This is a genomic window from Brenneria sp. L3-3C-1 (assembly GCF_016456245.1).
In the GTDB taxonomy this organism is placed as follows: domain Bacteria; phylum Pseudomonadota; class Gammaproteobacteria; order Enterobacterales; family Enterobacteriaceae; genus Brenneria.
This window is the reverse complement of sequence record NZ_JAEMHF010000012.1, coordinates 36,507-62,226: the sequence shown is the minus strand read 5'-3', so window position 1 is coordinate 62,226 and position 25,720 is coordinate 36,507. Positions and strand designations below refer to the sequence as shown.

Here is a 25,720-nt window from a genome sequence, read left to right as displayed (position 1 = left end):
GATGCGCCAGTTTTTTATTTCAGCGCCGAGTTAAAAATCCCCTCTTGCACCGCCTGCGGCGTCACGATGCCGGTATCCAGCACCCAACCGCTGATAAGCCGAGCCGGGGTGACGTCAAACGCCGGGTTATAGACCGGGGCGCGTTGCGGCGCCCACTGGCAGCTACCGAAGCTGCCGGATACGCCCGTCACCTCGGCGGATGCCCGTTGCTCAATGGGAATGGCGCCGCCGTTCGGACATGCCGGATCGTGCGTGGTATGCGGCGCGGCGACGTAAAAGGGGATCTGATGGTAGTGCGCCAGCACCGCCAGACTGTAGGTGCCTATTTTGTTGGCGACATCGCCGTTGGCGGCAATGCGATCGGCCCCGACCCATACCGCGTCCACTTTCCCTTGCGCCATCAGGCCGGCGGCCATCGAATCGCAAATCAGTTGATAAGGAATACCTAATTCGCCCAGTTCCCAGGCGGTTAGCCGCCCGCCCTGAAGCAACGGCCGGGTTTCATCAACCCAAACCCGGGCGACTTTTCCCTGCTGGTGCGCACGCAGCAGTACGCCGATGGCGGTGCCGATACCGGCGGTAGCCAGTCCGCCGGTGTTGCAGTGGGTCAGCAACTGGCTGTCGGGGCGCACCAGCGTGGCGCCATGATCGGCAATACGTTCGCACAGCGCCCGATCTTCTTCAACCAGCCGCAGCGCTTCCTGTTCCATCGCAGGGATAAATTCCGGCTGCGCCAGCGCCTGTTTCATCCGATCCAGATTATTCATCAGATTCACCGCGGTGGGACGCGCCGCACGCAGCGTCTCCAGCGCCGACGTCAGTTCGGGCCGGCTTAGCCCTTGCTTCGCCAGTAACGCCAGCAACAAACTGGCGGATAAGCCAATCAGCGGCGCGCCACGCACGCGTAACGCCTGAATATGATCAACCAGTGTCGCCACCTCCGGGCAGGGACACCAGCGTTTTTCCTGTGGCAGCGCCTGCTGATCGAGGATCCAAAGTTGGCCGTCAACAATTTTCAGACTGGTTGTGTTAATTCTCTGCATTAGTGGTTAAATCCATGTTGCGTTATTGCGTCAATTTTCTTATTCTGCCAATATGTTGAATGGATGTATAGACGTCCAAACGCTTTTATGTCCAAAAATGATTTTTCACCATCGGGTGAGCGCAGAATAATAAGGGGTTGGCAATGTCACTTTACCGCACCTTTACGGCGGACGATGCCGTAGAATACGCCCGCCGGTATGGCGGGATAAGCGATCCGCACTCGCTGGTCGCTGCCGAGGAAATTGGCGACGGTAATCTGAATTTAGTGTTTAAAATTCGCGATACGCAGGGCGTTAGCCGGGTGATTGTCAAACAGGCTTTACCTTATGTGCGTTGCGTCGGCGAATCCTGGCCGTTGACGCTGGATCGCGCCCGTATAGAAGCTGAAACGCTGCGGACGCATGCGCAGTTTTGCCCTCAGCATACGGTGAGCGTTCTGCATCATGACGCCGAACTGGCGGTGATGGTGCAGGAAGATCTTTCCGATCACCGCATCTGGCGCAGCGAGTTGATTCAGGGACGCCACTACCCACAGGCGGCGGCGCAGTTAGGTGAATATCTGGCGCAGACCTTGTTTCATACGTCGGATTTTTATCAGTCTCCGCAGGTTAAAAAAGCGTCCGTCAGCCAGTTCACCAACCCTGAGCTGTGTCAGATCACCGAAGATTTGTTTTTCACCGATCCCTATATTGAGCACCAAAGAAATCGCTTTGACGCGGTGCTGGCCGCCGATGTGCAGGCGTTGCGTGACGATCGGGCGCTGAAGCTGGCGGTCGCGGGATTAAAGCACCGTTTTCTGAGCAAAGCCGAGGCATTGCTGCATGGCGATATTCACAGCGGTTCAATCTTTGTGGCGGAAGGGCGCTTAAAGGCGATTGATGCCGAGTTTGGTTTCTACGGGCCGATAGGGTTCGATGTGGGAACGGCATTGGGCAATCTGCTGCTGAACTACTGTGGGTTGCCGGGGCTGTTGGCGCCGCGTGAGGCGGCGGCGGGACGCGAGCAGCGTTTTGAAGATATCCGCACGTTGTGGAATACTTTCGCCGTGCGCTTTTTATCGCTGAGTCAGCGTCATAGCCGCGAGCCTTCTTTGGCTGAATCAGGTTATGCCGAAATCTTTTTACGGCAGGTATGGCGGGATACGGTTGGCTATTGCGGCACGGAACTGATTCGGCGCACCATCGGCCTGGCGCACGTCGCCGATCTTGACAATATTCAGGATGACGACGCCCGGGCGGAATGCCAGCGTCAGGCGTTAAGCCTCGGCCGGAGGTTAATCCTTGCCGCGGATCACATCGCCAACGAGGATGAACTGCTGGCCCGCGTGCGTCAAAGCGGCGCGTAACATACCGATGCGGGGCGTATTGTCGCCCCGTATGCTTATTTCTTCCCTTTTTCCAGCATCGCTTTCAGATCGGCGAAAGGGTTGTGGGTGGCAAGCCCCACGTCTTTCTGGGCGTCTTCGCCTGCAACCACGGTAGAGCCGTAAGTATCCGCCTCGGTGTATTTGGAATGCTCATGATCGTGGCAATACAGGCACAACATTTCCCAGTTGCTGCCATCTTCCGGGTTATTGCTATGATCGTGATCGATATGGTGCACGGTTAATTCGCGCAGATTGGAATAAACGAATTCGCGCGAACAGCGACCGCAAACCCAGGGAAAAAGTTTGAGGGCTTTTTCACGATAGCCGCTTTCAAGTTTCGCGTAGTTTTTCGGGATATATGCCATGGGAGATTGCCAGTCTTAAAGGGGAACAGCGCCCAGTTTAGCGCAGGTCATGGGGCGCGCAAACGGGTTTTGCGCAAATAAAAGGCCGGAAAGTGAACGGTTCCCTAACGCTGGATAGTTCAAATACCGGCCCTGATAGGCTGCATCATGCCGCCTGCGTTTTCTTCTGCGGCGCTTCGGCGACGGTTTTCTGTGGCTGGGCCGCCAGCGAATCCGCGGCAAAATCGTCCACATTGATCGAACGTAAACGACTGGCTTCCGCTCTGGTCAATATCCTGGCTTCATCCGCGGTTATCTTGCCTTCCGCCAGCGCCTGTTCCGCCAGCCGATCCAAGCGCATAAAGGGCAGGTGCTTACCGCTGGCTTTCGACAGGCGCAGGTAGATGGGTTCGGCCGCGATAATGTCCTGTAGCGCTTCTTCCAGCAGGCCAACAGGATTATGCTCGCTGGCGACCAGATATTGTCCCCGGCCCAGACGGCTGCGTGTGGCCGAGGGCGTTTGCAACAGCTTCGCCACCTGGTGATCGAGGCGGTCGGACGGCGCATCGCAACGGCGGCCCAACGGCAGCAGGATGAAAGTGAGTAAACCGGCGACGGCGCGGTTCGGAAAGTTGCGCAACAGATCGACCACCGCCTGCTCCGCCTGATGGAGGCAATCCTGAACCCCCCAGTGAACCAGCGGCAGGTCGGCTTGCTGGCGGCCTTCGTCGTCATAGCGTTTCAGGGTGGCGGACGCCAGATAAAGCTGGCTGAGAATATCCCCCAGGCGGGCGGAAATCCGCTCGCGCCGTTTCAGGCTACCGCCCAGCACCGCCATGGAGACGTCGGCCAGCAGCGCCATATTGGCGCTGAGGCGATTCAGACGCTGATAATAATGACGGGTGGCGTCATTGACCGGCGAGCGGCTCAGGCGTCCGTTCGTCAACCCGAGCCACAGGCTGCGTACCGCGCTGCCGCCAATATGACCGATATGACCGAACAGGGCGCGGTCAAAACGCGCAACGTCTTTGGCTTGTGCCGCCGCCATCTCTTCCAGCACATACGGATGGCAGCGAATCGCCCCCTGGCCGAAGATGATCATGCTGCGGGTCAGAATGTTGGCCCCCTCAACGGTGATGGCAATCGGGGAGCCTTGATAGCTGCGCGCCAGGAAATTGGATGGGCCAAGGCAGATGCCTTTCCCGCCGGTGATGTCCATGGCGTCCATCACCGCGCGCTGGCCGCGATGGGTACAGTGATATTTGACGATGGCGGACAACACCGCCGGTTTTTCGCCCTGCATAATCCCGCTGGCGATCAGCGTGGCGGCGGCATCCATCACATAGGTGTTCCCGGCGATCCGCGCCAGCGGCTCTTCAATCCCTTCCATCTTGCCGATGGAGACTTTGAACTGACGGCGAATATGCGCATAGGCGCCGACGCCCAGCGCGATGGATTTGAGGCCGCCGGTGGAGTTGGACGGCAGCGTGATGCCGCGCCCGACGGACAGGCACTCCATCAGCATCCGCCAGCCTTGTCCGGCCATTTTCGGGCCGCCGATGATGTAATCCAGCGGAACGAAAATATTTTCACCCTGTGTCGGGCCGTTCTGGAATGGAACGTTGAGCGGGAAATGGCGGCGACCGATTTGTACGCCATCGGTGTCGGTGGGGATAAGGGCGCAGGTAATGCCGATATCTTCCGTGTCACCCAGCAGGCGATCCGGGTCATACAGCTTAAACGCCAAACCGAGTACGGTGGCCACCGGGGCCAGAGTGATATAGCGCTTATTCCAGGTCAGACGCATGCCCAGCACCTGTTCACCCTGCCAGTCGCCGTAGCACACCACGCCGCTATCCGGGATAGAACCGGCATCTGAGCCGGCTTCCGGACTGGTCAACGCAAAGCAGGGGATTTCCTGCCCGCGCGCCAGACGGGGAAGGTAGTGATCTTTCTGTTGGTCAGTGCCGTAGTGTTGCAGCAGTTCACCCGGGCCGAGTGAGTTGGGCACGCCGACGGTAATCGCCAAAATACTGGAAACGCCGGCCAGTTTTTGCAGCACCTGCGCCTGAGCGTAGGCGGAAAACTCCAGACCGCCGTACTGTTTTTTGATAATCATGGCGAAGAACCGGTGCTGTTTCAGAAACGCCCACAGTTCCGGCGGCAGATCGGCACGTTCATGGGTGATTTCAAAGTCGTTGGCCATACGGCAGGCTTCTTCGACCGGCCCGTCGAGAAAGGCCTGTTCTTCGGCGGTCAGCCGCGGCTGCGGGTAGTCATGCAGCTTTTTCCAGTCCGGCGCGCCGCGGAACAGATCGCCTTCCCACCAGGTGGTGCCGGCGTCAATGGCTTCTTTTTCCGTATTCGACATCGGCGGCATGACTTTCTGGAACAGCGGCAGCGCGGAAGACGAAAAGAGCGTGCGGCGTAGCGGCAGGATGTTGAACGGTATCAATAAAATAGCCAGTGTGATCGGCAGCCAGACCGGCCACAGCAACATGGCCGCCATGGCCGCGAAGTAGGCCAGCAGGATTGCGCTGCTGAGTAGTAAATTGAGCCGGTGGTAAAATAGGGCACCGATAATAAGCAATAGCAGAAGAATGCTGACAGCAACCATAATGTATCTCCAGCGTTGTCGTCGACTTCAGAAGGCCGCCTGGCGTTCATACCCGATGGACAGCGTTAACTCATAAGAGGTCTGACCTGTTTGTCTATAGTTGTTGTAGTTTATCTGCTTATTTTTATCAATTTATTTACATCATAATTACAACTTAACTCACAAACCGGGCGGCCGTTCAGTGTTTTCTGATTGCCGTCGGCGATCCTGGCGATCGTGACATTGCGCGCTTCTCGCTGTTTCGGCAATCCGCTACACTGCATGACAGAGTATGATGTCACCGGACAAATTGAGAGGATGCTATGTATCAGGACTTAATCCGTAGTGAATTGAAAGAAGCGGCGGAAACGTTGAATATGTTTCTGAGTGATGATAAGAATATTCAGTCTATTCAAGATGCTGCGGTATTACTGGCTGATTCGTTCAAAGCCGGCGGAAAAGTGATTTCCTGCGGCAACGGCGGTTCGCACTGTGATGCAATGCATTTTGCCGAAGAGTTGACCGGGCGCTACCGGGAAAACCGTCCGGGCTACCCGGCGATTGCCATTTCTGACCCCAGCCATCTTTCCTGCGTCAGTAATGACTTTGGCTATGACTTCGTTTTCTCGCGTTATATTGAGTCGTTGGGCCGAGAAGGCGACGTGCTGCTGGGGATCTCAACCTCCGGTAATTCCGGCAATATTATCAAGGCTATCGCCGCCGCCAAGGCAAAGGGCATGAAGGTTATCACGCTGACGGGTAAAGACGGCGGCAAAATGGCCGGTTCGGCGGATGTGGAAATTCGCGTGCCGCATTTCGGCTATGCCGACCGTATTCAGGAAATCCATATCAAAGCGATTCATATCCTGATCCAACTGATTGAAAAAGAAATGGCCGCCAGCGCCAACTGATAACGCGTTGCGTGTGCACAAGAGAGGTTAAGAGATTTACGATGTGTGAACTGCTTGGGATGAGCGCAAATGTACCGACGGATATCTGCTTCAGTTTTACCGGGCTGATACAACGCGGCGGCCTGACCGGGCCGCATCGGGATGGTTGGGGAATTACCTTTTATGAAGGGCATGGCTGTCGGACGTTCAAGGATCCTCTGCCAAGCTATAACTCGCCGATAGCCCGGTTGGTGCAGGACAATCCCATTAAATCTTGTGCGGTGATTTCGCATATTCGCCAGGCGAACCGGGGAGCCGTGGCGCTGGAAAACACCCATCCTTTCACCCGCGAGCTGTGGGGCAGAAACTGGACGTTCGCGCATAATGGGCAGTTGAGGGGATATCGCTCGTTAAAAACCGGCACATTCCGCCCCGTCGGCCAGACGGACAGTGAGTTTGCTTTCTGTTGGCTGCTGTATCAGCTGTCACAGCGCTATCCGCGTACGCCGGGCAACTGGCCGGCGGTATTTCGCTATATTGCCGAGCAGGCCGATGTGCTGCGCAAAAAAGGCGTGTTCAACATGCTGCTGTCCGACGGGCGCTTTGTTATGGGGTATTGCTCCAGCAAACTGTATTGGATTACCCGGCGCGCGCCGTTTGGTAAGGCGACCTTATTGGATCAGGATGTGGAAATCGATTTCCAGCAACAGACGACGCCAAATGATGTGGTCACGGTGCTGGCGACGCAACCGCTGACCGGAAATGAAACCTGGCATCAAATCATGCCAGGTGAATTCGTGCTATTTTGTTTCGGTGAACGCATAATTTAGTTCAGGCTGACTGGTCATCAACGGTGGATTAACGACATATTGCCCGTTAAATACGGTGATGGCCGGCGGCTGATTATGTTGGTTGAAATGGGCGTAACCCGGCTGTAGCTGACGCCAGAAACTGTAATAGCGGGAATTGCGGTGGCGCTGCATATTCTGTTCCGTCATGCGGAACGGGTAAATGGCGAGATCGATTTTCACCTGCCCGTTGCGCAGCGCCTGTTCCGCATAACGATAAATCTCATCCATATAATTATTGGTCATGGCATAGCAGCCGACCGACACGCATTCGCCGTGGATCATCAGATAGCGACCCGAATAGCCTTGCGATTTATCATATTCATTAGGAAAACCGATATTAATCGCCCGGTAATATTGGCTGTCCGGTTTCAACTGGCTCAAATCGACCTGATAGAAGCCTTCCGGACTTTTCAAATCACCTTCAATACGTTTTGGCCCGAGACCGCCCGAATATTTACAAATAGGATACTGTTCCAATAAGCGATATTCATTTCCGAGTTTGGCGTAGAGTTCTAATACACTCTCTTCCTTAAATATCTGAATATAAATCGGCGAGCCCAATAATTGTTGTTTTAATTCTTTTTTTATCGGTGTTAGCGGCGCGGGTTCGCTGGCAGCGCTGGTAACAACAAGAGATGGCAAGAAAAACAACATCGCAAATGACAGCGCGATTTTTTGCATTGTGGATCCTGATGAATAGAAGCGGTACTACCTATACGGTATAACGATTATCGTCCCGTATTCCTCTGCCTTTAGGCGCATATAAACGTTGTCACATTATCATCGCCTTAATTTTAATCAAGAGTGAAAACCGATAAAAAAATTATTTTCATGGCGAAAGTGTATCGGAGTACGTTTTTCCGATCTTTTAGCGACAAAAAGCGGTGTTTAACGGGATAGCTTCGGGGACGGGCCGGCGATCCCGCTCGAAAATAACCAGCGCACTTCCCAAACTTGTATGCGTTGCGACAAGCCTGTATATTTATACAGTCTTGCCGGGGGTGCGTATGCGCAAAATTATTCATGTCGATATGGATTGCTTCTACGCTGCAATTGAAATGCGTGATAATCCGCGCCTGCGCGATATTCCAATCGCCATTGGCGGCAGCGCCGAACGCCGCGGGGTGATCAGTACGGCAAATTACCCGGCCCGCCGTTATGGGGTGCGCAGCGCGATGGCGACGGCAACCGCGCTGCGCCTGTGTCCGCAGTTGACATTGCTTTCGGGGCGGATGGATGTCTACAAAGCGGCTTCCCAGCAGATCCGTGAAATTTTCGCCCGTTATACTGCGCTTATTGAGCCGCTTTCTCTTGATGAAGCCTATCTGGATGTAACGGACAGCCCCTATTGCAATGGTTCCGCAACGCTGATGGCGGAGGAAATTCGTCAGGCTATTTTTGCTGAGCTGAGTCTGACGGCTTCCGCCGGGGTTGCGCCTATCAAATTTCTGGCCAAGGTCGCCTCTGAACTGAATAAACCTAACGGTCAGTTCGTTATCCCGCCGGATCAGGTCGATACATTTATATTGCAATTGCCGTTAGCCAAGATCCCCGGCGTCGGGAAAGTGACGGCGAAACGACTGGCGGAGAAAGGGCTGCTTACCTGTGCCGATGTGCGCAATTATGAACTGGCAGAACTATTGAAAAGCTTCGGTAAATTTGGTCGTATCCTGTGGGAGCGCTGTCATGGAATTGACGAACGCGCTGTTTCCCCAGACCGATTACGCAAATCTGTCGGGGTTGAAAAAACGCTGGCGCAGGATATTCATCACTGGCATGAATGCGAAGGTTTAATCGAACAGCTCTATCAGGAGCTGGAGCTGCGCTTAAAACGGGTAAAGCCCGACCTGCATATTGCCCGGCAAGGGGTAAAGCTGAAGTTTGATGATTTCCGCCAGACCACGCAGGAACACGTGTGGCCGGTATTGAATAAACAGGATTTGCTAACGCTGGCGCAACAGACCTGGAAGGAGAGACGCGAGGAGCGTGGCGTTCGGCTGGTGGGATTGCATGTCACGCTGCTCGATCCGCAAATTGAGCGCCAGTTGGTGTTGGACTGGGAATAAACCGGTTTAAAAAGGCGGCTCAGGCAAGCCGCCCGCTAATTAGGTTAAGCGCGTTCGGGAATGGTTTTCAGCAGCGCGGTCAGTAATTGCCAGTATTGACCGACGCTAGCGATATGAACCTGTTCATCCGGCGAGTGCGGCCCTGTGATGGTCGGCCCGATTGAAACCATATCCATATCGGGATACGGCTTCTTGAACAACCCGCATTCCAGACCGGCATGAATCACCATGATGCTGGGGGTTTTGTTAAACAGTTTCCGATAGGTTTCGCGCACCAGTTGCATAACCGGCGAGTGGGCATCAGGTTGCCAGCCGGGGTAACCGCCTTTCGGCGACGTGTCGGCGCCGGCCAGTTGACCCAGCGCGGTTAGCGTACCGACGAGGGCGTCCTTACCGCTGTCAATCAGAGAGCGGATCAGGCAATTAATCTCCGCGTGTTTGTCGTCCAGCGCCACCACGCCGATATTGAGTGAGGTCTCCACCACGCCTTTCACTTCGTCACTCATGCGGATCACGCCATTCGGCATGGCGTTCAGCAGCGCCAGCAGGCGATCGCGGCAGTCTTTGGTCAGCGCTTGCGCCCGACGGTCGCTGTTTTCCACCAGCACGGTCAGATTTTTCTCCACCGCCGACAGTTCATTTTTCAGCACCGACAGATAGTCTTGACTTAGCGTCTTTAACTGCTCGACATTGGCCGCGGGCACCGCCAGCGTGGCAAACGCCTCGCGCGGGATGGCGTTGCGCAGCGTACCGCCATGCAGATCCAGAATACGAAGATCCAGCTTATCGGCCTGTTCAAACAGAAAGCGCGCCAACAGTTTATTGGCATTACCTAAACCAAGATGGATATCGCAGCCGGAGTGCCCGCCTTTCAGCCCTTTGATGGTTAGCGTCAGCGTTTGGTAACCGGTCGGCGGCGTTTCACGCTCCAGCGGCAGGCGGGTGATGAAGTCGATTCCGCCCGCGCAGCCCATGTAAATCTCGCCTTCTTGTTCTGAGTCGGTATTGATCAGAATTTCACCCTGCAACCAGTCAGGTTGCAGACCGAACGCGCCATCCATGCCGGATTCCTCAGTCATGGTCAGCAACACTTCCAGCGGGCCGTGCTTTACGTTGTTATCCGACAGCACCGCCAGCGCCGATGCCATGCCGATACCGTTATCCGCGCCCAGCGTGGTGCCGCGGGCTTTAATCCATTCGCCATCAATATAGGGTTGAATGGGATCTTTGGTGAAATCGTGCACGGTGTCGTTATTCTTCTGCGGCACCATATCCAGATGCGCCTGCAAAACGACGGGCTTGCGGTTTTCCATGCCTGCGGTTGCCGCTTTACGCAGCAGAATATTGCCTACCCGATCGCGTTCGGCATAAAGGCCTTTCTCTTTCGCCCATTCAAGGATATGCGCGGCAAGCGCTTCTTCATGGTAGGAAGGATGCGGAATGGAACAGATCTTGGCAAAAATGTCCCACAGCGGTTGCGGGGCCAGTTGAGACAATTCAGACACTATTAAAGTCTCCTTTTCAGCAGGCCTGTCTTCGCGTCTGGCGCGTAGGCGCTACAGGTTGAAAGTTAATCACGGTCAGCCATCCAATATGGCGTGTCGAAACAGAATATCACTTTCCGCCGGAGGTGGGGGAGGTCGCTGTTAAAAACAAAAAACCGCCTTATCCATTGGGCCAGAGGCGGTATAAGCAGTGAAAAGGCCGGATGAACCGGCCTTATGGGACAAAATGTACGATAGGAAAATGCTATGGCGGAAAAATCAAGGCGCTGATGCGTTAAATCGTCTCGTCAGCATGGTGGTGAATGACCACGCTGTCGCCAATGGACAACGCACGGTATTCCGCTGCGGTGGTTTCAACCTGATAACGTTTGCCATTGGCCTCCACATCCAGAATAAAGCGTTCGCTTTCCATAACATGCACCGGGACGTAGCCATAAAAATTATCAATGAGCGTCAGCGTTTTTCGCGCGGGTGTCAGCGTTTTTCGCGCGGGTAGATAGGCGCGATGCACAATTTTTCCCCGCAGCGCCTGCGGCTTTTTCCACAGCAAACGGAAGCTGGAATTTAATTCCACACCAAACCACGCCGTTAATCCAATGATTAGAATCGTGCTGATCGTCGTGAGCTGTTCCTGAATCAGAACATAAAATTCGGCCATGGGCGTCTCCTCCGGCTGATTTCTGTTGTCTTGTTTAATATATTTTTCCGCCGCAGGCGTCCAATCTCTTTTTATGCTTAGTTATCACCAAATTTTTGTTTAGACTGCACGGAGACGGAGGAAACTCAGTTATAACGCTGGTTTTTGTGTTGTCGGATATCTATAATCCCGCGCAACCTTTTTCCCCCTCAGACTCAACGTGAGCCATTTCTATTCGGCTGGGATATATTTTATGAGCGAAAAGTACGTCGTAACCTGGGATATGTTGCAAATTCAGGCCCGCAAACTGGCGCAGCGTTTACTGCCTGCCGAACAATGGAAAGGCATCATTGCCGTTAGCCGCGGCGGATTGGTGCCCGGCGCGCTGCTGGCGCGTGAACTGGGTATCCGTCATGTGGATACGGTTTGCATCTCCAGCTATGACCACGACAACCAGCGTGAAATGAAAGTGCTTAAGCGCGCAGAAGGTGATGGCGAAGGCTTCATCGTGGTGGACGATTTAGTCGATACCGGCGGCACCGCGAAAGCGATTCGCGACATGTATCCAAAAGCTCACTTTGTCACTATTTTCGCTAAACCTGCCGGTAAGCCGCTGGTTGACGACTACATCGTCGACATCCCGCAGGATACTTGGATCGAGCAGCCGTGGGATATGGGCGTGGTATTTGTCCCGCCGCTGTCCGACCGCTGATCGCCGCCGGTTTATTCCCTCCAGTGCCCGGTTATGCCGGGCATTGTCGTTTATGCCTGTCCTGTTTTATTTTTCTATTCGCGGCTGATTTGATCCGATCGCGCGTTTCTGTGCTCTGTCGTTTGTCTTCGCAGTGATGAGTTGGTTACACTCGGTATCAAGTTTAGTTGTCGCTGACGGCGGCTTACATTAACGGAGACTGCTGTGGTTCAAGCTAACCTGTCTGAAACCCTGTTTAAACCGTCCTTTAAACATCCTGAAACGTCTATGTTAGTGAAGCGTGCGACGCATACCCAGAGTGTATTGGGGACGCAATCGGCTTTGGAAGGCGAAAACAGCCGTAGCTGGTATCGGATGATTAATCGTCTGTTGTGGATTTGGCGCGGCGTTCATCCGTGGGACATTGAAGAGGTGCTGGCGCGTATTGCCGTCAGTAAGGCGGAAAGAAGCACCGAGCATTTACTGGATACGGTTATCGGCTACCGCAGCGGAAACTGGATTTATGAGTGGGTCAGGCAGGGAGCGAACTGGCAGCAGCGGGCGATGGACGACGATAACCCCGAACAGAACGGTCAGTATTGGCTGAATGCCGCGAATCTGTACAGTATTGCGGCCTATCCCCATATTAAAGGCGATGAACTGGCGGAACAGGCGCAGACGCTGGCCAACCGGGCATACGAAGAGGCCGCGAAGTATCTTCCCTATGAGTTAAAGGAACTGACTTTCCAGATTGAAGGCGGCGGGGCGCTGACCGGATTTCTGCACCTGCCGCAAAAAGGGAAAGCGCCTTTCCCGACGATACTGATGTGTGGCGGCCTGGAAATGCTGCAAAGCGATTACTACCGTCTGTTCCGCGACTATCTGGCGCCGGCCGGGATGGCGATGCTGACCATCGATGTTCCGTCGGTCGGCTTTTCCTCGCGCTGGAAATTGCATCAGGATTCCAGTTTTCTGCATCAGCAGGTGTTGCGGGCATTGCCGGATATACCCTGGGTGGATCATTGCCGCGTGGGAGCGTTTGGTTTCCGTTTCGGCGCCAATATCGCCGTGCGGTTGGCTTATCTCGATGCGCAGCGTTTACGTGGCGTCGCCTGTCTGGGGCCGGTGGTGCACCATCTGTTGTGCGATGCGCAGCGTCAGCAGCAGGTGCCGGATATGTTTATGGACATGATGGCAAGCCGCCTGGGGATGCCGTTTTCTACCGACGCGGCGCTGAAAACAGAGTTGTGCCGTTATTCTCTCAAAACACAAGGTCTGCTGGGACGGCGTTGTCCGACGCCCATGCTGGCCGGATATTGGGATAACGACCTGATGAGTCCGAAGGAAGAAGCATGTCTGATCGTCAACTCATCACAGCAAGGGAAACTGCTGCCGGTGAGTTTTTCACCGGTCTATCAGAATTTCCACCAGGCGTTACAGCAAATCAGTCATTGGTTGAGTCATAAATTAGCCTAGTTCATTGATAAATTGTCATTCTCTGCTAAAAAGAATGTTCATACCGAGGAGATTGCCGAATGATGTTACCGAGTGGACACCCGAAAAGCAGACTCATGAAAAACTTTGCTTCCCTGGGGCCGTATTTGCGTGAAGCACAGTGTGAGCACGACCATTTTTTCTTTGACTGTCTGGCGGTATGCGTCAATATCAAACCTGTCCCGGAAAAACGTGAATTCTGGGGATGGTGGCTGAAGCTTGAAGCGCAAGACCAAACCTTTACTTATGAATATCACTTTGGTTTATATGATAAAAATGGTAATTGGTGTGAAGAAAAAATCAAAGATAAAGACGTGATGGATAAGCTGGAAAGTACTAAAAAAGCCTTCCATGTTCGTTTGGAAAAACTCCTGCAATCGTTGGAGCCAGCCTGTGCATTAACCGCACGACCGTGACGCTTCCTGTCTGATTTCCGATTTATTCGCGGGTTTTCGCGTTGCGCCTGTTGGCATAGCGCGCCTGTCCTGTTACAACGTTGTCTTTTTTGATGACTTTCAACGGCAGAAAAATTATGAGCGGCAGCCAGACTTTGGTTGTGAAACTAGGCACCAGCGTGCTGACCGGCGGTTCGCGCCGGCTGAACCGTGCCCATATTGTTGAACTGGTGCGTCAGTGCGCGCAGCAGCATGCGGCAGGGCACCGGATTGTTATCGTAACCTCAGGGGCGATTGCCGCCGGGCGTGAACATTTGGGCTACCCGGAGCTTCCGCCGACGGTTGCCAGCAAACAACTGCTGGCGGCGGTGGGGCAAAGTCGCTTGATTCAACTGTGGGAACAGCTGTTTTCCATCTATGGCATTCATATCGGACAGATGTTGCTGACTCGCGCCGATCTGGAAGACCGCGAGCGTTTTCTCAATGCGCGCGACACACTGCACGCACTATTGGATAACCATATCGTGCCGGTGATTAATGAAAATGACGCGGTAGCGACGCTGGAAATCAAAGTCGGCGACAATGATAACCTCTCTGCGCTGGCCGCCATTCTGGCCGACGCCGACAAACTGCTGCTGCTGACCGATCAGGCTGGCTTGTTTACCGCCGATCCGCGTAAAAACCCGGATGCGGAATTGATCCGCGAAGTGAATGGTATTAATGATGCGTTGCGCAGCATTGCGGGCGACAGCGTTTCCGGTTTAGGCACGGGGGGGATGTCGACAAAATTGCAGGCCGCCGATGTTGCCTGTCGCGCCGGTATCGACGTGGTGATTGCCGCAGGCGATAAGCCCGGCGTGATTGGCGATGTGATTGCGGATATCTCCGTGGGAACGCGCTTTCACGCGCTGGAAGCGCCGCTGGAAAACCGTAAACGCTGGATCTTCGGAGCGCCCCCGGCCGGTGAAATCACCGTGGATGACGGCGCGCTCTCGGCGATCCTGGAACGCGGCAGCTCTTTATTGCCCAAGGGGATCCGTGAAGTCATGGGGGATTTTTCCCGCGGTGAAGTCATCCGTATCCGCAGCCTGACGGGCCGCGATTTGGCGCATGCCGTCACCCGCTATAACAGCGATGCGCTGCGTATGATTGCCGGCCACCACTCTCAGCAGATCGCTGACATTCTTGGTTACGAATACGGTCCGGTGGCAGTCCACCGCGACGACATGATTATTAATTAAGGAGTACGCGATGCTTGAACAGATGGGCAAAGCGGCAAAGGCAGCCTCTTATCAGTTGGCGGTGCTGAGTACGGCCGAGAAAGATCGCGCATTGGCGGTGATTGCCGATTTGCTGGAATCAGAAAGCGCGGCGATCCTGGCGGCCAATGAGCAGGATGTGGCCCAGGCGCGGCAGAATGGCATGAGCGAAGCATTGCTCGATCGGCTGTTGCTGACGCCGGCGCGGTTGACGGCGATTGCCAACGATGTACGTCAGGTGTGTCATTTGACTGACCCGGTTGGTCGGGTCATTGATGGCGGCATGCTGGATAACGGTCTCAAGCTGGAGCGCCGCCGTGTGCCGCTCGGTGTCGTCGGCGTGATTTATGAAGCGCGCCCTAACGTTACCATTGATGTTGCATCACTCTGCCTGAAAACCGGCAACGCAGTGATTCTGCGCGGCGGCAAGGAAACTTATCGCACCAACGCCGCGACGGTAAAGGTGATCCAGCAGGCGCTGGCGCAATGCGGCCTGCCTGAGTCGGCGGTTCAGGCCATTGAGAACCCGGATCGTGAGCTGGTGAACCAGTTATTGAAGCTGGATCGCTACATCGACATGCTGATCCCCCGCGGCGGCGCGGGTTTGCACAAACTGTGCCGCGAACACTCGACGATCCCGGTCATCACCGGCGGAATCGGGGTATGCCATATTTATGCCGACGAGAGTATCGATTTTGACAAAGCCCTGACGGTGATCGAAAGCGCCAAAGTTCAGCGCCCCAGCGCTTGTAACAGCCTGGAAACGCTGCTGGTTAACCAGAGCATTGCGGCTCGCTTTCTGCCGGCGCTGAGTCAGAAAATGGCGGCCGCTGGCGTCACCCTGCATGCCAGTTCATCGGCAATGCGGTTTCTGACCGACGGTCCGGCGAAAGTCGTGGCTGTAGAAGCAGCCGACTATAATGACGAATGGCTGTCAAACGATCTCAACGTCAAGCTGGTGGACGGTCTGGATGACGCGGTGGCGCATATTCGTCAGCACGGTACACAGCATTCAGACGCCATCCTGACCCGCTCGCTGAGCAACGCGGAGCGCTTTGTGCGTGAAGTGGATTCTTCGGCGGTTTATGTCAATGCCAGCACGCGCTTTACCGATGGCGGACAGTTCGGCCTGGGGGCGGAAGTGGCGGTCAGTACGCAAAAGCTGCATGCACGAGGCCCGATGGGATTGGAAGCGCTGACCACCTATAAATGGATTGGTTACGGTGACGATCTGGTTCGCCCATAACGCCGTTTTTTAATCCAGAAGGTTATAGGGGACTCTGTTATTAGTTTGGAAAATTATCAGAGGCTCCCTATCACCGACGCGACGATTATAAAACCAGCAGACGGCAGCCAAACGCTTGACTTGCCGCTTCGTTTTCAATAGTTTGTCACCCCGTAGATCATCGTCATGCATTCGCCAAGACGATCTCAACGCCGATATAGCTCAGTTGGTAGAGCAGCGCATTCGTAATGCGAAGGTCGTAGGTTCGACTCCTATTATCGGCACCATCCTACCTATTTTAACGTCTCCCCAAGTCTACTCAAATACCCTTTAAACCCTTATAATACGCGGTTTCACGGCCCTTATTGTCTCTGCTCGTCTACTCACGTTCACAGAAATCTACGGTGAGTTGGGGGTATCAATAGGGGTATTCGCTGTTCGGTCTAAAGGAGATACCCCCAGATGAAGCTCAATGCCAGACAGGTCGAGACTGCCAAGCCCAAAGAGAAACCCTATAAGATGGCTGATGGTGGTGGCCTCTACTTATTGGTTAAAACCAACGGGTCACGCTACTGGCGTTTAAAGTATCGCATCGATGGAAAGGAAAAGTTATTGGCGCTGGGGGTATATCCCGATGTGTCCTTGGCTGATGCCAGAGCAAAACGTGATGAAGCTCGAAAGGGTATCGCTGGGGGTATCGATCCTTTAGAGGTGAAAAAAGAACAAAAAGTTGAGCGTGAAGCGCAGGTCAAAAACACCTTTCAAGAAATTGCGCTCGAATGGCACAACATGAAAGTGAAGAAATGGTCTGCAGGGTATGCCTCTGACATTCTTGAAGCCTTCAACAAAGACGTCTTCCCGTTCATTGGTCAACGTCCTGTTGCAGACATTAAGCCGCTGGAATTGCTGAACGTGCTGAAAAAGATGGAAGACAGGGGAGCAACCGAAAAAGCCAAGAAAGTGCGTCAACGCTGCGGCGAAGTGTTTCGCTACGCTATCGTCACAGGCAGAGCCGAGTATAATCCCGCACCAGATCTCACCAGTGCCATGCAGGGCCATGAATCTACACATTACCCATTCCTGACCACTGAAGAGCTTCCCGCTTTCTTTAAAGCCCTTGCTGGCTACTCTGGTAGTGAATTGATGGTGCTGGCAGCAAGATTGCTGATCATTACTGGTCTGAGAACAGGGGAATTGCGCGGTGCGTTATGGTCTGAAATCGATACCAAGAAAGCGCTATGGGAAATTTCTGCTGAACGCATGAAAATGCGTCGTCCCCATATCATCCCGCTATCTACCCAAGCGCTAGCCATTATCGACCAAATCAGAGCAATGACGGGGCAATTTCCTTTACTGTTTCCGGGCCGCAATGATCCAAGTAAGACCATGAGCGAAGCCAGTATCAATCAGGTATTTAAGCGAATTGGCTATACAGGCCGGGTTACGGGTCACGGCTTCCGCCATACCATGAGCACCGTTCTTCATGAACAGGGCTACAACACCGCATGGATTGAAACCCAACTGGCGCATGTTGATAAGAATGCTATCCGTGGCACCTACAACCATGCGCAATATCTCGATGGCAGACGTGAGATGCTGCAATGGTATGCCGACTACATGGTAAGTCTTGAGAACGGAAGCAATGTGGTGCAGGGAGCGTTTAATCGGCGTGGGTAAGGATAACTGCTGATGAAAGAAGGGCTATGTCTTAACGGGCATAGCCCTTTTTCTTGGCTAAAGCAGATAAGAATTAAGTCAGAATTTAAACTGATATTTATTAACTAATTGATTAATATACAAATTATGAAATACCTTAAAACAGCAAAATTAATAGCACTTTTTGCTAAATCACTCTACACCCCGCCCAGTGACAGCTCTCCCGCCATTTCATCTGTTTTTGTATGAAAAACACTCAATTCAAGTTCAATTCTGATTTTCCGAGGCTTGAACGTCATAAGCGATCTGCAGATACTACATTCATCAAAACAACAACGGAGAAATATATGACAACAAGAAGACTTATTCGCCTGCCGGAAGTGATGAATAAAACAGGATATAGCAAAGCATGGATTTATCGACTTATTAGCAGGGGCGTATTCCCAGAACCGATAAAGATTGGAATAAGAGCCAGAGCTTTTGTTGAAAGTGAAATCGATGAATGGATTGAAAACATTATTCAGTTTTCACGTAAACACGTTGATTAATGAACAATACACTATTAATGCGATGAGGGGGTTTTATGTAAAACGTTAAACGCTGTGTTTTTTACAATATTAAAAAATAAAAACTTAAATATTTTATGCATTAATAATGCAGGGTATTTATACACTATAAACAAAGAAAAGGAAAAATAAATGAATAAGAAAAATAATGGTTTTGATAGGATCGCTACTGAGATGTTTCTACTATCAGCGATGAAAGAGTATTACCGTATCTATTGGGATATAGTCAAAAAAGGGCCCAAAGAGGCATTTAATTTACTTACTGATAATCATCATATGGAAACAGTCTATGACCAAGTAATCGAACGAGCTAAAAAGGGTGTAGCCAAAAATAAACTCTATCTTATCGATTTCGAAGGGGTGAGAATGGAGGTAATGACGCTGCATACCAAAGCATTAGTGTTAGCCTATATGTAAATCTATTTGGCCCCTTCTTGGGGCTGAAAATAAACTAAATATTAAATAATCATATAAAAGTGAGGGTTAATTATGTCTAAAAATAATAAAGTTAAAAACAAATCTACAAAACTGTTCCTTGATCTTGCTAAAAGATCGTTTGAGGCAAGTTGGATCAGTTTACAAAATGATCACGATGGAGATATAAGAGAGTATATTAGTGATCATGATTTTATGAGTGCAACTATCATGTGCGTGATAATGCATATTAAAAATAGCTTTGAGAGTTTAACACAGAGAGAAGGAAATAATGTGAATATTGACGAGGTTGATCTTAAAGTTATTGCTAATCTGTTGGTAAGGCATTCGTATTTATTTGTTCATAAATCTTTATAGTTTCCTTTGAAGATATATTTGCCCCGTAAGGGGCAGATAAAAACACTTATGACAATAGGAGAAAACTGATGATTGATGAGTTCCACGTTATGTTTATGTATAAAAAAATCCAAGCTGAAGCCGCTACTACTGATATCAAAACACTGAATCAGCTTTTGAAGAAGTTCCGAAAAGTGGTAGAGGAGCGGCGTGAGGAGTATTATCAGGAGATTGGTGAAAAGAAGGTGCGTAAGCTGAGGATGAAGAGGCTCCTCAAGTTGATGGCGCGAGATGGTATTTCACCACAGGAACTATGTGACTGGCAGTAGCCAGTCTACAAGAAATATACTCATTAAGTTCTATCGAAAAATTAGTAAAGTTGGTGTTTGTGAAAGTTTGGTGGCTATTAATATTTAAATTTTACATTTTGTTATTAGCGGCTATCGCCACGATCATTAATGAATAAATCCATCATTAACAGGGGCAAGCCCTGTCCAGCAAAGTGATTGTTGGCGACAATCACCAAGTGCTGCTTTGATAAATGGCTTTTGATCCAATAGGAAAAATATTTGTATATCAGCATTAGGGCGTAGCCGTGCGTCAGCACATGAGCGTTAGCTCATAGATGGTGGGGATTTTCAAAAAAAAGATTTTAGTTAAATAGAAAGGAATAATTAGCAATAAATTATTAGAAACCCTGTATGGCGATCATAAAAATCGCCCGGTTTCTTTTAATCCTCTTAAGTATTATCTCTTACTTCTTGCAAAATTAAGTTAAGACAAAAACGGCCTGTAGCCCTTGGGGAATAAGGCTTGTGTTGGAAAACAACGACTGACTATACGGTCAGTATTACTGACTCTATGGTCAGCATTACTGGCTGCACAGTAAGTTTTCCTGACTCTGTAGTCAGTTCTTATATCATTTTTACGCTAAAAAATGACAGTGATTTAAATCATCGTCACGGGAAAACTTGCGATTTATAAAATATTTTCGCAAAAAAATATGCAAAAAACTTGATATCTGTTTCATGCATGGTATTTACTTTATTATAAATAAAATAATAAAAGGTGATAATATGATTAAAGAAATGGAAGTTGACTTGGATTTAGGTTTAAACCCTTTTTGCTTTGAGACAGAACTAAAGATTGAGACAAGAAAGAAAAATCTGACTGTTTCAAGGGGAACGGAACTTATAGAAAGAAAAGATGCCAGTCGAAGCTACTTTGCTAATATTGTGCATACACAAGAGGTTGATAAAGAATAGTTCATCAAACTCTATACATCACAAATAAAAGCCTACTTTGATCTCACGAAAACAGGATACAAAGTATTTTTTATCTTTTTACGTATTTATCAGGATGCGATAGGCAAAGATCATTTCTACCTGAGTTGTAAAAAAGCAATGTCTCTTGCGGAAAAGATAGATCATTTTGTCTTATCTGAATCTATCTTTTACCGGGGGATAAAGGAACTCATCGAGAAACGTATTATTGCTAAAACTAATGAAAAAAACTGGTATTTCATAAACCCTGCAATTGTTTTCAACGGTGATAGGGCTCGCTTTGTTTCTGAGATTAGAAAAAAGAAAGAAACTATAGAGATTGAACGAGATGAAAGCGTTACTGATAGCGGAGGAGACTATACTAAAAATGAAGATAAGCGTAGGTCTATTGATTCAGTCATTGAAAATGTAAACAACAAAGAAGATATCGATGTGTTAATCGCCAGATTACAGGCTAAAAAGTCGCAAGGATTAGCGAAGCATGAAAGTATAAAAGTGAGCACCTCAGTTGAGAACATAAGTCTTGTGCCACCAAATGAACCGTTGGATTGGGATGAGATTTAGGTTGGCGATTTAAATTGCAAGGGTGATAAACAATATAAAGTACACATGAAAAAATCATATTAATGAGAGGAGATTTTTTTTAAATTATTGGTGTGAACGTATCTAAAAAGCAAATTATTAAATTTAAATTATAGAGTCGATTGTATTGTCTCAATTTTGCCTGACAGTTCATATTTGAACGAGATGCAAGAATTGATACTGTATGGCTGGCGATAAAATAGCCGCGCTAAATGGTAATGCAGATCACAGATTGCAGCATAAATATTTTTATAGCTCTATGTTTTAGAGTTATTAAATATCTGATTGAATCTACAAAAGATCCAGTAAATAATTACTTAGCGCTACGTCATGACCTTTGGTTAACGCTAAGCAAGATTCATGTATTGAATGACATGCCACTAGCAAAAATTAAGATCGAGTGATCAATATGATTTATTCCTCCTCATTTTTTCCTGCAACTGACTCTTGAATAAGTTTATATTCAGTCCTCAAAGATTCGTATTGCGAAGAATTTAAAAGTCTATTTGAATTTAACTCAATAACATTAGCATCATGTTTGAATTCAATTAATGCATCATTTTCCATCGCACACAGTATTATCTGATAATCATGAGGGACACTGTGCATTAGTTCTTTAATTATTGTTTCATAACGGTGTCCTGCCTGCTCTTGCTGATTCGGCGTATCAATAACAAAAGGAGGCACTATACAAGTTTTAACACCATGTATTTGTTGCAGTACAGAGAGTTGATAAGCAAGTAATCCTCTAGCAGCCTCCGCAGCACCACCACCAAGCAACTGTTTGTAATCGGTGGGTGATTTTACTTTGCTAAGGTTTATCCCTGTTGAACCTAGAGCATCAATATTTCCCAACAGTTTTGAGATAAAGGAGGAGTTCAGATCTTCTTTTTCTTTGGATGAAAGGATTTTTTTCTGGTCTTTTCTTAATTCGGTGATGGAACGGTCAGCTTTGCTGATTTTTAGATCTTCATTATCAATTTTGACTTGAATCTTTTTTGAGACATTTTCAGTGGATATAGTATTGATTACTTGCGCAATGAGATCTTGTTCACTCGCGTTGTCGTTGATGATGTATTTCATATTTATTCTTTCAATTTCATTAGTGGCAAACTGAGCATTTTCATTTAATTCAGCTAATGATAATTTAAGTCTCGCTATTTTAAATGCTATAGATTTTGCTTCATCAAGCAGCGAATCTTTTTCGGAAAGAAGCAGCGCTCTGTTAGGTAGTGAGTTATCATGAAGAGTACCACACAATGGACACTCTAAATTGTCCGTAGGTATGGATTCTACCGCAAACTTATAATCCTCTTCGAGTTCGTTTGCAGAATTGGCGGCTAACTCATACTGTCTTTCGAGATCATAAATATTTGAGGTGATCGTAGCCTGAGCATCATAAAGCTTCGTTTGGTAGTCAATCAATTCGTGAAGTTCAGTGTTTATCTCTTCTTGAATTTTACTGAACTCCCCATTATCTAACGCTATGGGGAAATCAGTCGAATTATCAACTATAACTTCAACTGCTCTTTGGAATTTATCTATTTTTTCTGATGATTCCTTTTTGACCTGACTGTATTCATAAATGTTTTCTTCAATGTCAAAATGTTCTGGTTTCAGATAACCAGTAAAGTATTTGATTAACGGATTTTTCCACTTAGAATATTGACCTAAGTTTTCAAATGAATCCCAAGGTGAACTCCAGCTTTTTATCTGATCTATATAGAATGGTAAAAAGTAATATGCTGGCGGAGGTGTCTCTAAATTTCCATCACTACGGTTAGGAAGCTTCATTTTAAAGTTAACAAGATCTGATAGATCTTTTGAAAAATCACCTGTTATATGTGTATATCTTCTCGCTTCACCACCGATAGCTCCCAAAATTATTGAGTGGCGACCGCGGCAAGAAAAATACTTTTTGTTATGTATAGTGAAATATAATATTGATTTGATGTCATTAGACTTCCATTCTTCATCGATAACAGGATCGCATCCCAGAGACCACAGTAAGCTTTTGGCTAGAGTGGACTTGCCAATACTGTTATCTTTTCCGGTAATTAGATTCAATCTCTTCGGGAACGTGAACTGATTGGCAAGTCTTTTCGAATCTGATATCAGAACCAATCGTTGAAATGTCAAGCTTCTCATTTTTCTTGTTCCTTAAGTTTCGAATTAATAATTTATAGTGATCTTTTTCGCTTCTTATATTATTCATGCATCACCTTTAAAAAACAATAAACTATTTCGCAAAGTATATCGTCATGTTCTGGTATTTTACTATCAATGTTAAGCTCTTTAGCTTTCACAATAACTGACTCAATATAATCACTGGTTTCTGTAAAGTCTTCCTCTGGAACGCTACTGAGTGCCTGCTGAGCTATTCTCATTATATTGATATCAAGAGCTGAAATGTGCCCGATTCGACGTAAGAAAAGTTGTTTTATTTTTTTATTGATTTTTCTATAAGTTAAGGTGTTCCATTTCATATCATTTCTAGCTAAATACTCAAAGTCTTTCTCGAAGTCTTCAAATTTTGGGCTTGTTGTGTTTACGGCTATGACATCCTTTACCTTATGAGAAGTGAGCGACTTATCTTCTACCATTTTCTCCCAGACAGTAAAGTCGTAAGTATTCTGTCCCTTGCGATGAATTTCATCGATGATTGCTCTATAAATATTGACAGCATTACAATGACTATTTGGAAATATTTCATTTACTAATTCAGCAAATCTGCCAATGACAAATTCTTCTTGATTCTCTAGCTTTATCTTTGGGACGATGAACTTTAGGTTTTCTGGCAGGACATCTATTCCAAGTTCAGCTTTTAATTTCTCGGTTAATCCCGATAGACAATCTACGCTAAGGTCTCCAGAAGTTATGATGTCTAGCTTTAACTTATTATCTTTTTGGTCAAATGAGAAACCACTTGAAGATACAAGACCTATTTCCGTAATGCGTGTTTCATAATCAGTGCCTATGCACGAACTTAATAGCTTACCTAAAATGGAACTCTTAGGCCCCTTAGCGCCTTGTTCCCGTTTAGTTAAGCCGTCAGAAGTGAAAGGACTTCCAGTATTCTTTACTTGGAAAAATTCAAATTTTGCCAAACTTCCATACATTGAGTCTGCTATAACAACATCCTCATGATATTCAATTAATAATGCATAGTCAGAATTTGATTTATGCTTTTCAATTATTCTGCATAAAGCCCAATGATATTGGAAATCATATTTTCCGAATGTGGTTGCCCCTGAGGTTTCTCTTTGAGCATGACCTAAAATATTACTTTCCATTGATAAGTCCATCCTTCAAGTGGAGATGAGCCGAATCACTACTGATTTTTCTACCAATTTAATTTAGGACGGACCCAAAGTCTATCAAATCGTGGGTTTCGCCAATTAGGAAGCAGGTACAAGGCGTGAGCGTACCGAATCCCAGCAGGTGCAACCGTGTTGCACCCAATGACTAACTCACGTAGGGGCACTGACCGTAGGGGATTTTTCTGCCTCCTAAAAGCTGTTCCTAATACCGCTACACCCTACACAAGCTTTGTGGCACAAGGGATAGTCAGTATCACGTCCCTGAACCCTTTTATATCAAGGCTCAAAAGTGGTAGTGATGAGCAGAAAAATAATCACCTATGGTTACCAAATAACCTACTTTTCGGAACAGCTATTTAGCACTTCTATGCTGATGTACTTGGTCTTGGCATAATGTTAAGACGTGGGCAATCAACAATCAATCCAACAACCCACGCGAGACTTTACTCGCCGTCTGGCTGAAATTATATCGGTCAACAACATTCCCTTTGAACCAGATCTCAAGGGAGTTCATGTGAGCTGTGTTGCTGTTCTTCAGCAGGGCCAGACCGGGAATGTAGTTTGAGATCTGGCTTTCGCCTGACATGCTGGAGTAGGACCACATTTCCCGACCGTCATTGGTAGCGCGCGTTTGTGGTTCCCCGAATGCGTTAATAACATCTTGCTGGGTCGTTTTCCCTTTAACGATTTTGGTTTTTACGGTTTGTTGGGATTCGTCTTTAAGGGATTTGTTGCCATAGGTGGTGCAAGCGGTAAGAGGCAGGATCACCAACGCAGCGATAAACAATTTTTTCATGTCAACTCCATATAAACAGTAAACGTAAAAATAGGCGTGAAGAAGCCGGAGCCAGCGTTGCGCCGCATCTGGCTATTAAGACTTATGTAAATCAATAGTGAAGAAAGCCGCTTATTAAAAGCCTGTGAGTTTTTTTATCTAATCAGCTAGCGGCATCCTTCACTGTTGTTTTCCCTGATGTTGCATTAATAAAACCTACGCTAAGGCCATTGAACAGTGCTGGCTGTTGGTCATAGGGTTTGACGCTCTATCCCTACAAACCAGCGCATAAATGGTCCAATGAGCCTTCTGTTCACTTTATCCAGTAACTATTCATCTAGCAAGAAAATGATCGGTAACTCAGATCGATAAAATGATATTGATAGCTTATATCGATGGATAAC

Annotated in this window: 23 protein-coding genes, 1 tRNA gene and 1 pseudogene; 16 read left to right on the top strand and 9 right to left on the bottom strand. The window is 48.8% G+C overall.

Going from position 1 to position 25,720, the window contains the following annotated elements; translation table 11 throughout:
• Positions 1 to 14 precede the first annotated feature (14 nt).
• Entirely contained in the window at positions 15 to 1,043 is a 1,029-nt protein-coding gene (gene mtnA, locus JG725_RS18405) for an S-methyl-5-thioribose-1-phosphate isomerase (protein ID WP_199379316.1), read from the bottom strand.
• Between the two features lie 143 nt (positions 1,044 to 1,186).
• On the opposite strand from mtnA, the gene mtnK reads away from it, so the two are divergent.
• Positions 1,187 to 2,389 carry an S-methyl-5-thioribose kinase gene (mtnK, locus tag JG725_RS18400; protein ID WP_199379314.1) on the top strand — a complete coding sequence of 401 codons (1,203 nt, stop codon included), beginning with the start codon at positions 1,187 to 1,189 and terminating at the stop codon, positions 2,387 to 2,389.
• 35 nt (positions 2,390 to 2,424) lie between these two features.
• Here mtnK and yajD read toward each other — a convergent pair whose 3' ends face one another.
• On the bottom strand, positions 2,425 to 2,775 hold the full coding sequence (gene yajD, locus JG725_RS18395; protein WP_172291673.1) for an HNH nuclease YajD: 351 nt from the start codon (positions 2,773 to 2,775) through the stop codon (positions 2,425 to 2,427).
• Between the two features lie 145 nt (positions 2,776 to 2,920).
• Positions 2,921 to 5,371 (bottom strand): acyl-CoA dehydrogenase FadE, encoded by a 2,451-nt coding sequence (gene fadE, locus JG725_RS18390; RefSeq protein ID WP_199379312.1) that lies wholly within the window; start codon positions 5,369 to 5,371, stop codon positions 2,921 to 2,923.
• A gap of 302 nt (positions 5,372 to 5,673) precedes the next feature.
• On the opposite strand from fadE, the gene lpcA reads away from it, so the two are divergent.
• Positions 5,674 to 6,261, top strand: coding sequence for a D-sedoheptulose 7-phosphate isomerase (gene lpcA / locus JG725_RS18385; protein ID WP_172291675.1), 588 nt, complete (start codon positions 5,674 to 5,676; stop codon positions 6,259 to 6,261).
• A 41-nt stretch (positions 6,262 to 6,302) separates the two neighbouring features.
• On the top strand, positions 6,303 to 7,070 hold the full coding sequence (locus JG725_RS18380) for a class II glutamine amidotransferase (protein ID WP_172291676.1): 768 nt from the start codon (positions 6,303 to 6,305) through the stop codon (positions 7,068 to 7,070).
• Here JG725_RS18380 and dpaA read toward each other — a convergent pair.
• Positions 7,041 to 7,772 (bottom strand): peptidoglycan meso-diaminopimelic acid protein amidase, encoded by a 732-nt coding sequence (gene dpaA, locus JG725_RS18375; protein ID WP_199379310.1) that lies wholly within the window; start codon positions 7,770 to 7,772, stop codon positions 7,041 to 7,043. The two genes, JG725_RS18380 and dpaA, sit on opposite strands and share 30 nt — an antisense overlap.
• A 326-nt stretch (positions 7,773 to 8,098) precedes the next feature.
• On the opposite strand from dpaA, the gene dinB reads away from it, so the two are divergent.
• The gene (gene dinB, locus JG725_RS18370) at positions 8,099 to 9,157 is read left to right on the top strand and encodes a DNA polymerase IV (protein ID WP_199379308.1); all 1,059 of its coding nucleotides are present in this window, start codon (positions 8,099 to 8,101) and stop codon (positions 9,155 to 9,157) included.
• Between the two features lie 44 nt (positions 9,158 to 9,201).
• Here dinB and pepD read toward each other — a convergent pair whose 3' ends face one another.
• A complete protein-coding gene (gene pepD, locus JG725_RS18365) occupies positions 9,202 to 10,662 on the bottom strand; it encodes a beta-Ala-His dipeptidase (RefSeq protein WP_199379305.1) in 1,461 nt (486 codons plus the stop codon).
• Between the two features lie 274 nt (positions 10,663 to 10,936).
• On the bottom strand, positions 10,937 to 11,320 hold the full coding sequence (locus tag JG725_RS18360) for a hypothetical protein (protein ID WP_199379304.1): 384 nt from the start codon (positions 11,318 to 11,320) through the stop codon (positions 10,937 to 10,939).
• A gap of 232 nt (positions 11,321 to 11,552) precedes the next feature.
• On the opposite strand from JG725_RS18360, the gene gpt reads away from it, so the two are divergent.
• The 12 genes and pseudogenes from gpt to JG725_RS20915 all read left to right on the top strand — a co-directional run bounded on the left by gpt (position 11,553) and on the right by JG725_RS20915 (position 21,203).
• A complete protein-coding gene (gpt, locus tag JG725_RS18355) occupies positions 11,553 to 12,011 on the top strand; it encodes a xanthine phosphoribosyltransferase (RefSeq protein ID WP_172291681.1) in 459 nt (152 codons plus the stop codon).
• Positions 12,012 to 12,215: 204 nt separating this feature from the next.
• Positions 12,216 to 13,466: an esterase FrsA gene (frsA, locus tag JG725_RS18350; protein ID WP_172291682.1), complete on the top strand. Its 1,251-nt coding sequence runs from the start codon at positions 12,216 to 12,218 to the stop codon at positions 13,464 to 13,466.
• A gap of 59 nt (positions 13,467 to 13,525) precedes the next feature.
• Positions 13,526 to 13,900 (top strand): sigma factor-binding protein Crl, encoded by a 375-nt coding sequence (gene crl / locus JG725_RS18345; protein ID WP_172291683.1) that lies wholly within the window; start codon positions 13,526 to 13,528, stop codon positions 13,898 to 13,900.
• 116 nt (positions 13,901 to 14,016) lie between these two features.
• Complete coding sequence (proB, locus tag JG725_RS18340) at positions 14,017 to 15,120, top strand: glutamate 5-kinase (protein ID WP_172291684.1); 1,104 nt, start codon at positions 14,017 to 14,019, stop codon at positions 15,118 to 15,120.
• Positions 15,121 to 15,130: 10 nt separating this feature from the next.
• Complete coding sequence (gene proA / locus JG725_RS18335) at positions 15,131 to 16,384, top strand: glutamate-5-semialdehyde dehydrogenase (RefSeq protein WP_199379302.1); 1,254 nt, start codon at positions 15,131 to 15,133, stop codon at positions 16,382 to 16,384.
• A 190-nt stretch (positions 16,385 to 16,574) separates the two neighbouring features.
• Positions 16,575 to 16,650, top strand: a tRNA-Thr gene (locus JG725_RS18330).
• Positions 16,651 to 16,825: 175 nt separating this feature from the next.
• Entirely contained in the window at positions 16,826 to 18,040 is a 1,215-nt protein-coding gene (locus JG725_RS18325; protein ID WP_199379300.1) for an integrase arm-type DNA-binding domain-containing protein, read from the top strand.
• Positions 18,041 to 18,366: 326 nt separating this feature from the next.
• Complete coding sequence (locus tag JG725_RS18320; protein WP_199379298.1) at positions 18,367 to 18,567, top strand: AlpA family transcriptional regulator; 201 nt, start codon at positions 18,367 to 18,369, stop codon at positions 18,565 to 18,567.
• A gap of 150 nt (positions 18,568 to 18,717) precedes the next feature.
• On the top strand, positions 18,718 to 19,002 hold the full coding sequence (locus JG725_RS18315) for a hypothetical protein (protein ID WP_199379296.1): 285 nt from the start codon (positions 18,718 to 18,720) through the stop codon (positions 19,000 to 19,002).
• Positions 19,003 to 19,074: 72 nt separating this feature from the next.
• Positions 19,075 to 19,377, top strand: a complete 303-nt coding sequence (locus JG725_RS18310; protein WP_199379294.1) for a hypothetical protein — start codon at positions 19,075 to 19,077, stop codon at positions 19,375 to 19,377.
• 68 nt (positions 19,378 to 19,445) lie between these two features.
• On the top strand, positions 19,446 to 19,685 hold the full coding sequence (locus JG725_RS18305) for a DNA-binding protein (protein WP_199379292.1): 240 nt from the start codon (positions 19,446 to 19,448) through the stop codon (positions 19,683 to 19,685).
• A gap of 750 nt (positions 19,686 to 20,435) precedes the next feature.
• A pseudogene (locus tag JG725_RS20915) lies at positions 20,436 to 21,203 on the top strand (hypothetical protein).
• Between the two features lie 432 nt (positions 21,204 to 21,635).
• On the opposite strand, the gene JG725_RS18295 reads toward JG725_RS20915, so the two are convergent.
• The 3 genes from JG725_RS18295 to JG725_RS18285 all read right to left on the bottom strand — a co-directional run bounded on the left by JG725_RS18295 (position 21,636) and on the right by JG725_RS18285 (position 25,337).
• On the bottom strand, positions 21,636 to 23,369 hold the full coding sequence (locus JG725_RS18295; protein WP_199379290.1) for a hypothetical protein: 1,734 nt from the start codon (positions 23,367 to 23,369) through the stop codon (positions 21,636 to 21,638).
• Between the two features lie 59 nt (positions 23,370 to 23,428).
• Positions 23,429 to 24,514: a DUF4297 domain-containing protein gene (locus tag JG725_RS18290; RefSeq protein WP_199379288.1), complete on the bottom strand. Its 1,086-nt coding sequence runs from the start codon at positions 24,512 to 24,514 to the stop codon at positions 23,429 to 23,431.
• 445 nt (positions 24,515 to 24,959) lie between these two features.
• On the bottom strand, positions 24,960 to 25,337 hold the full coding sequence (locus JG725_RS18285) for a hypothetical protein (protein ID WP_199379287.1): 378 nt from the start codon (positions 25,335 to 25,337) through the stop codon (positions 24,960 to 24,962).
• Positions 25,338 to 25,720 lie beyond the last annotated feature (383 nt).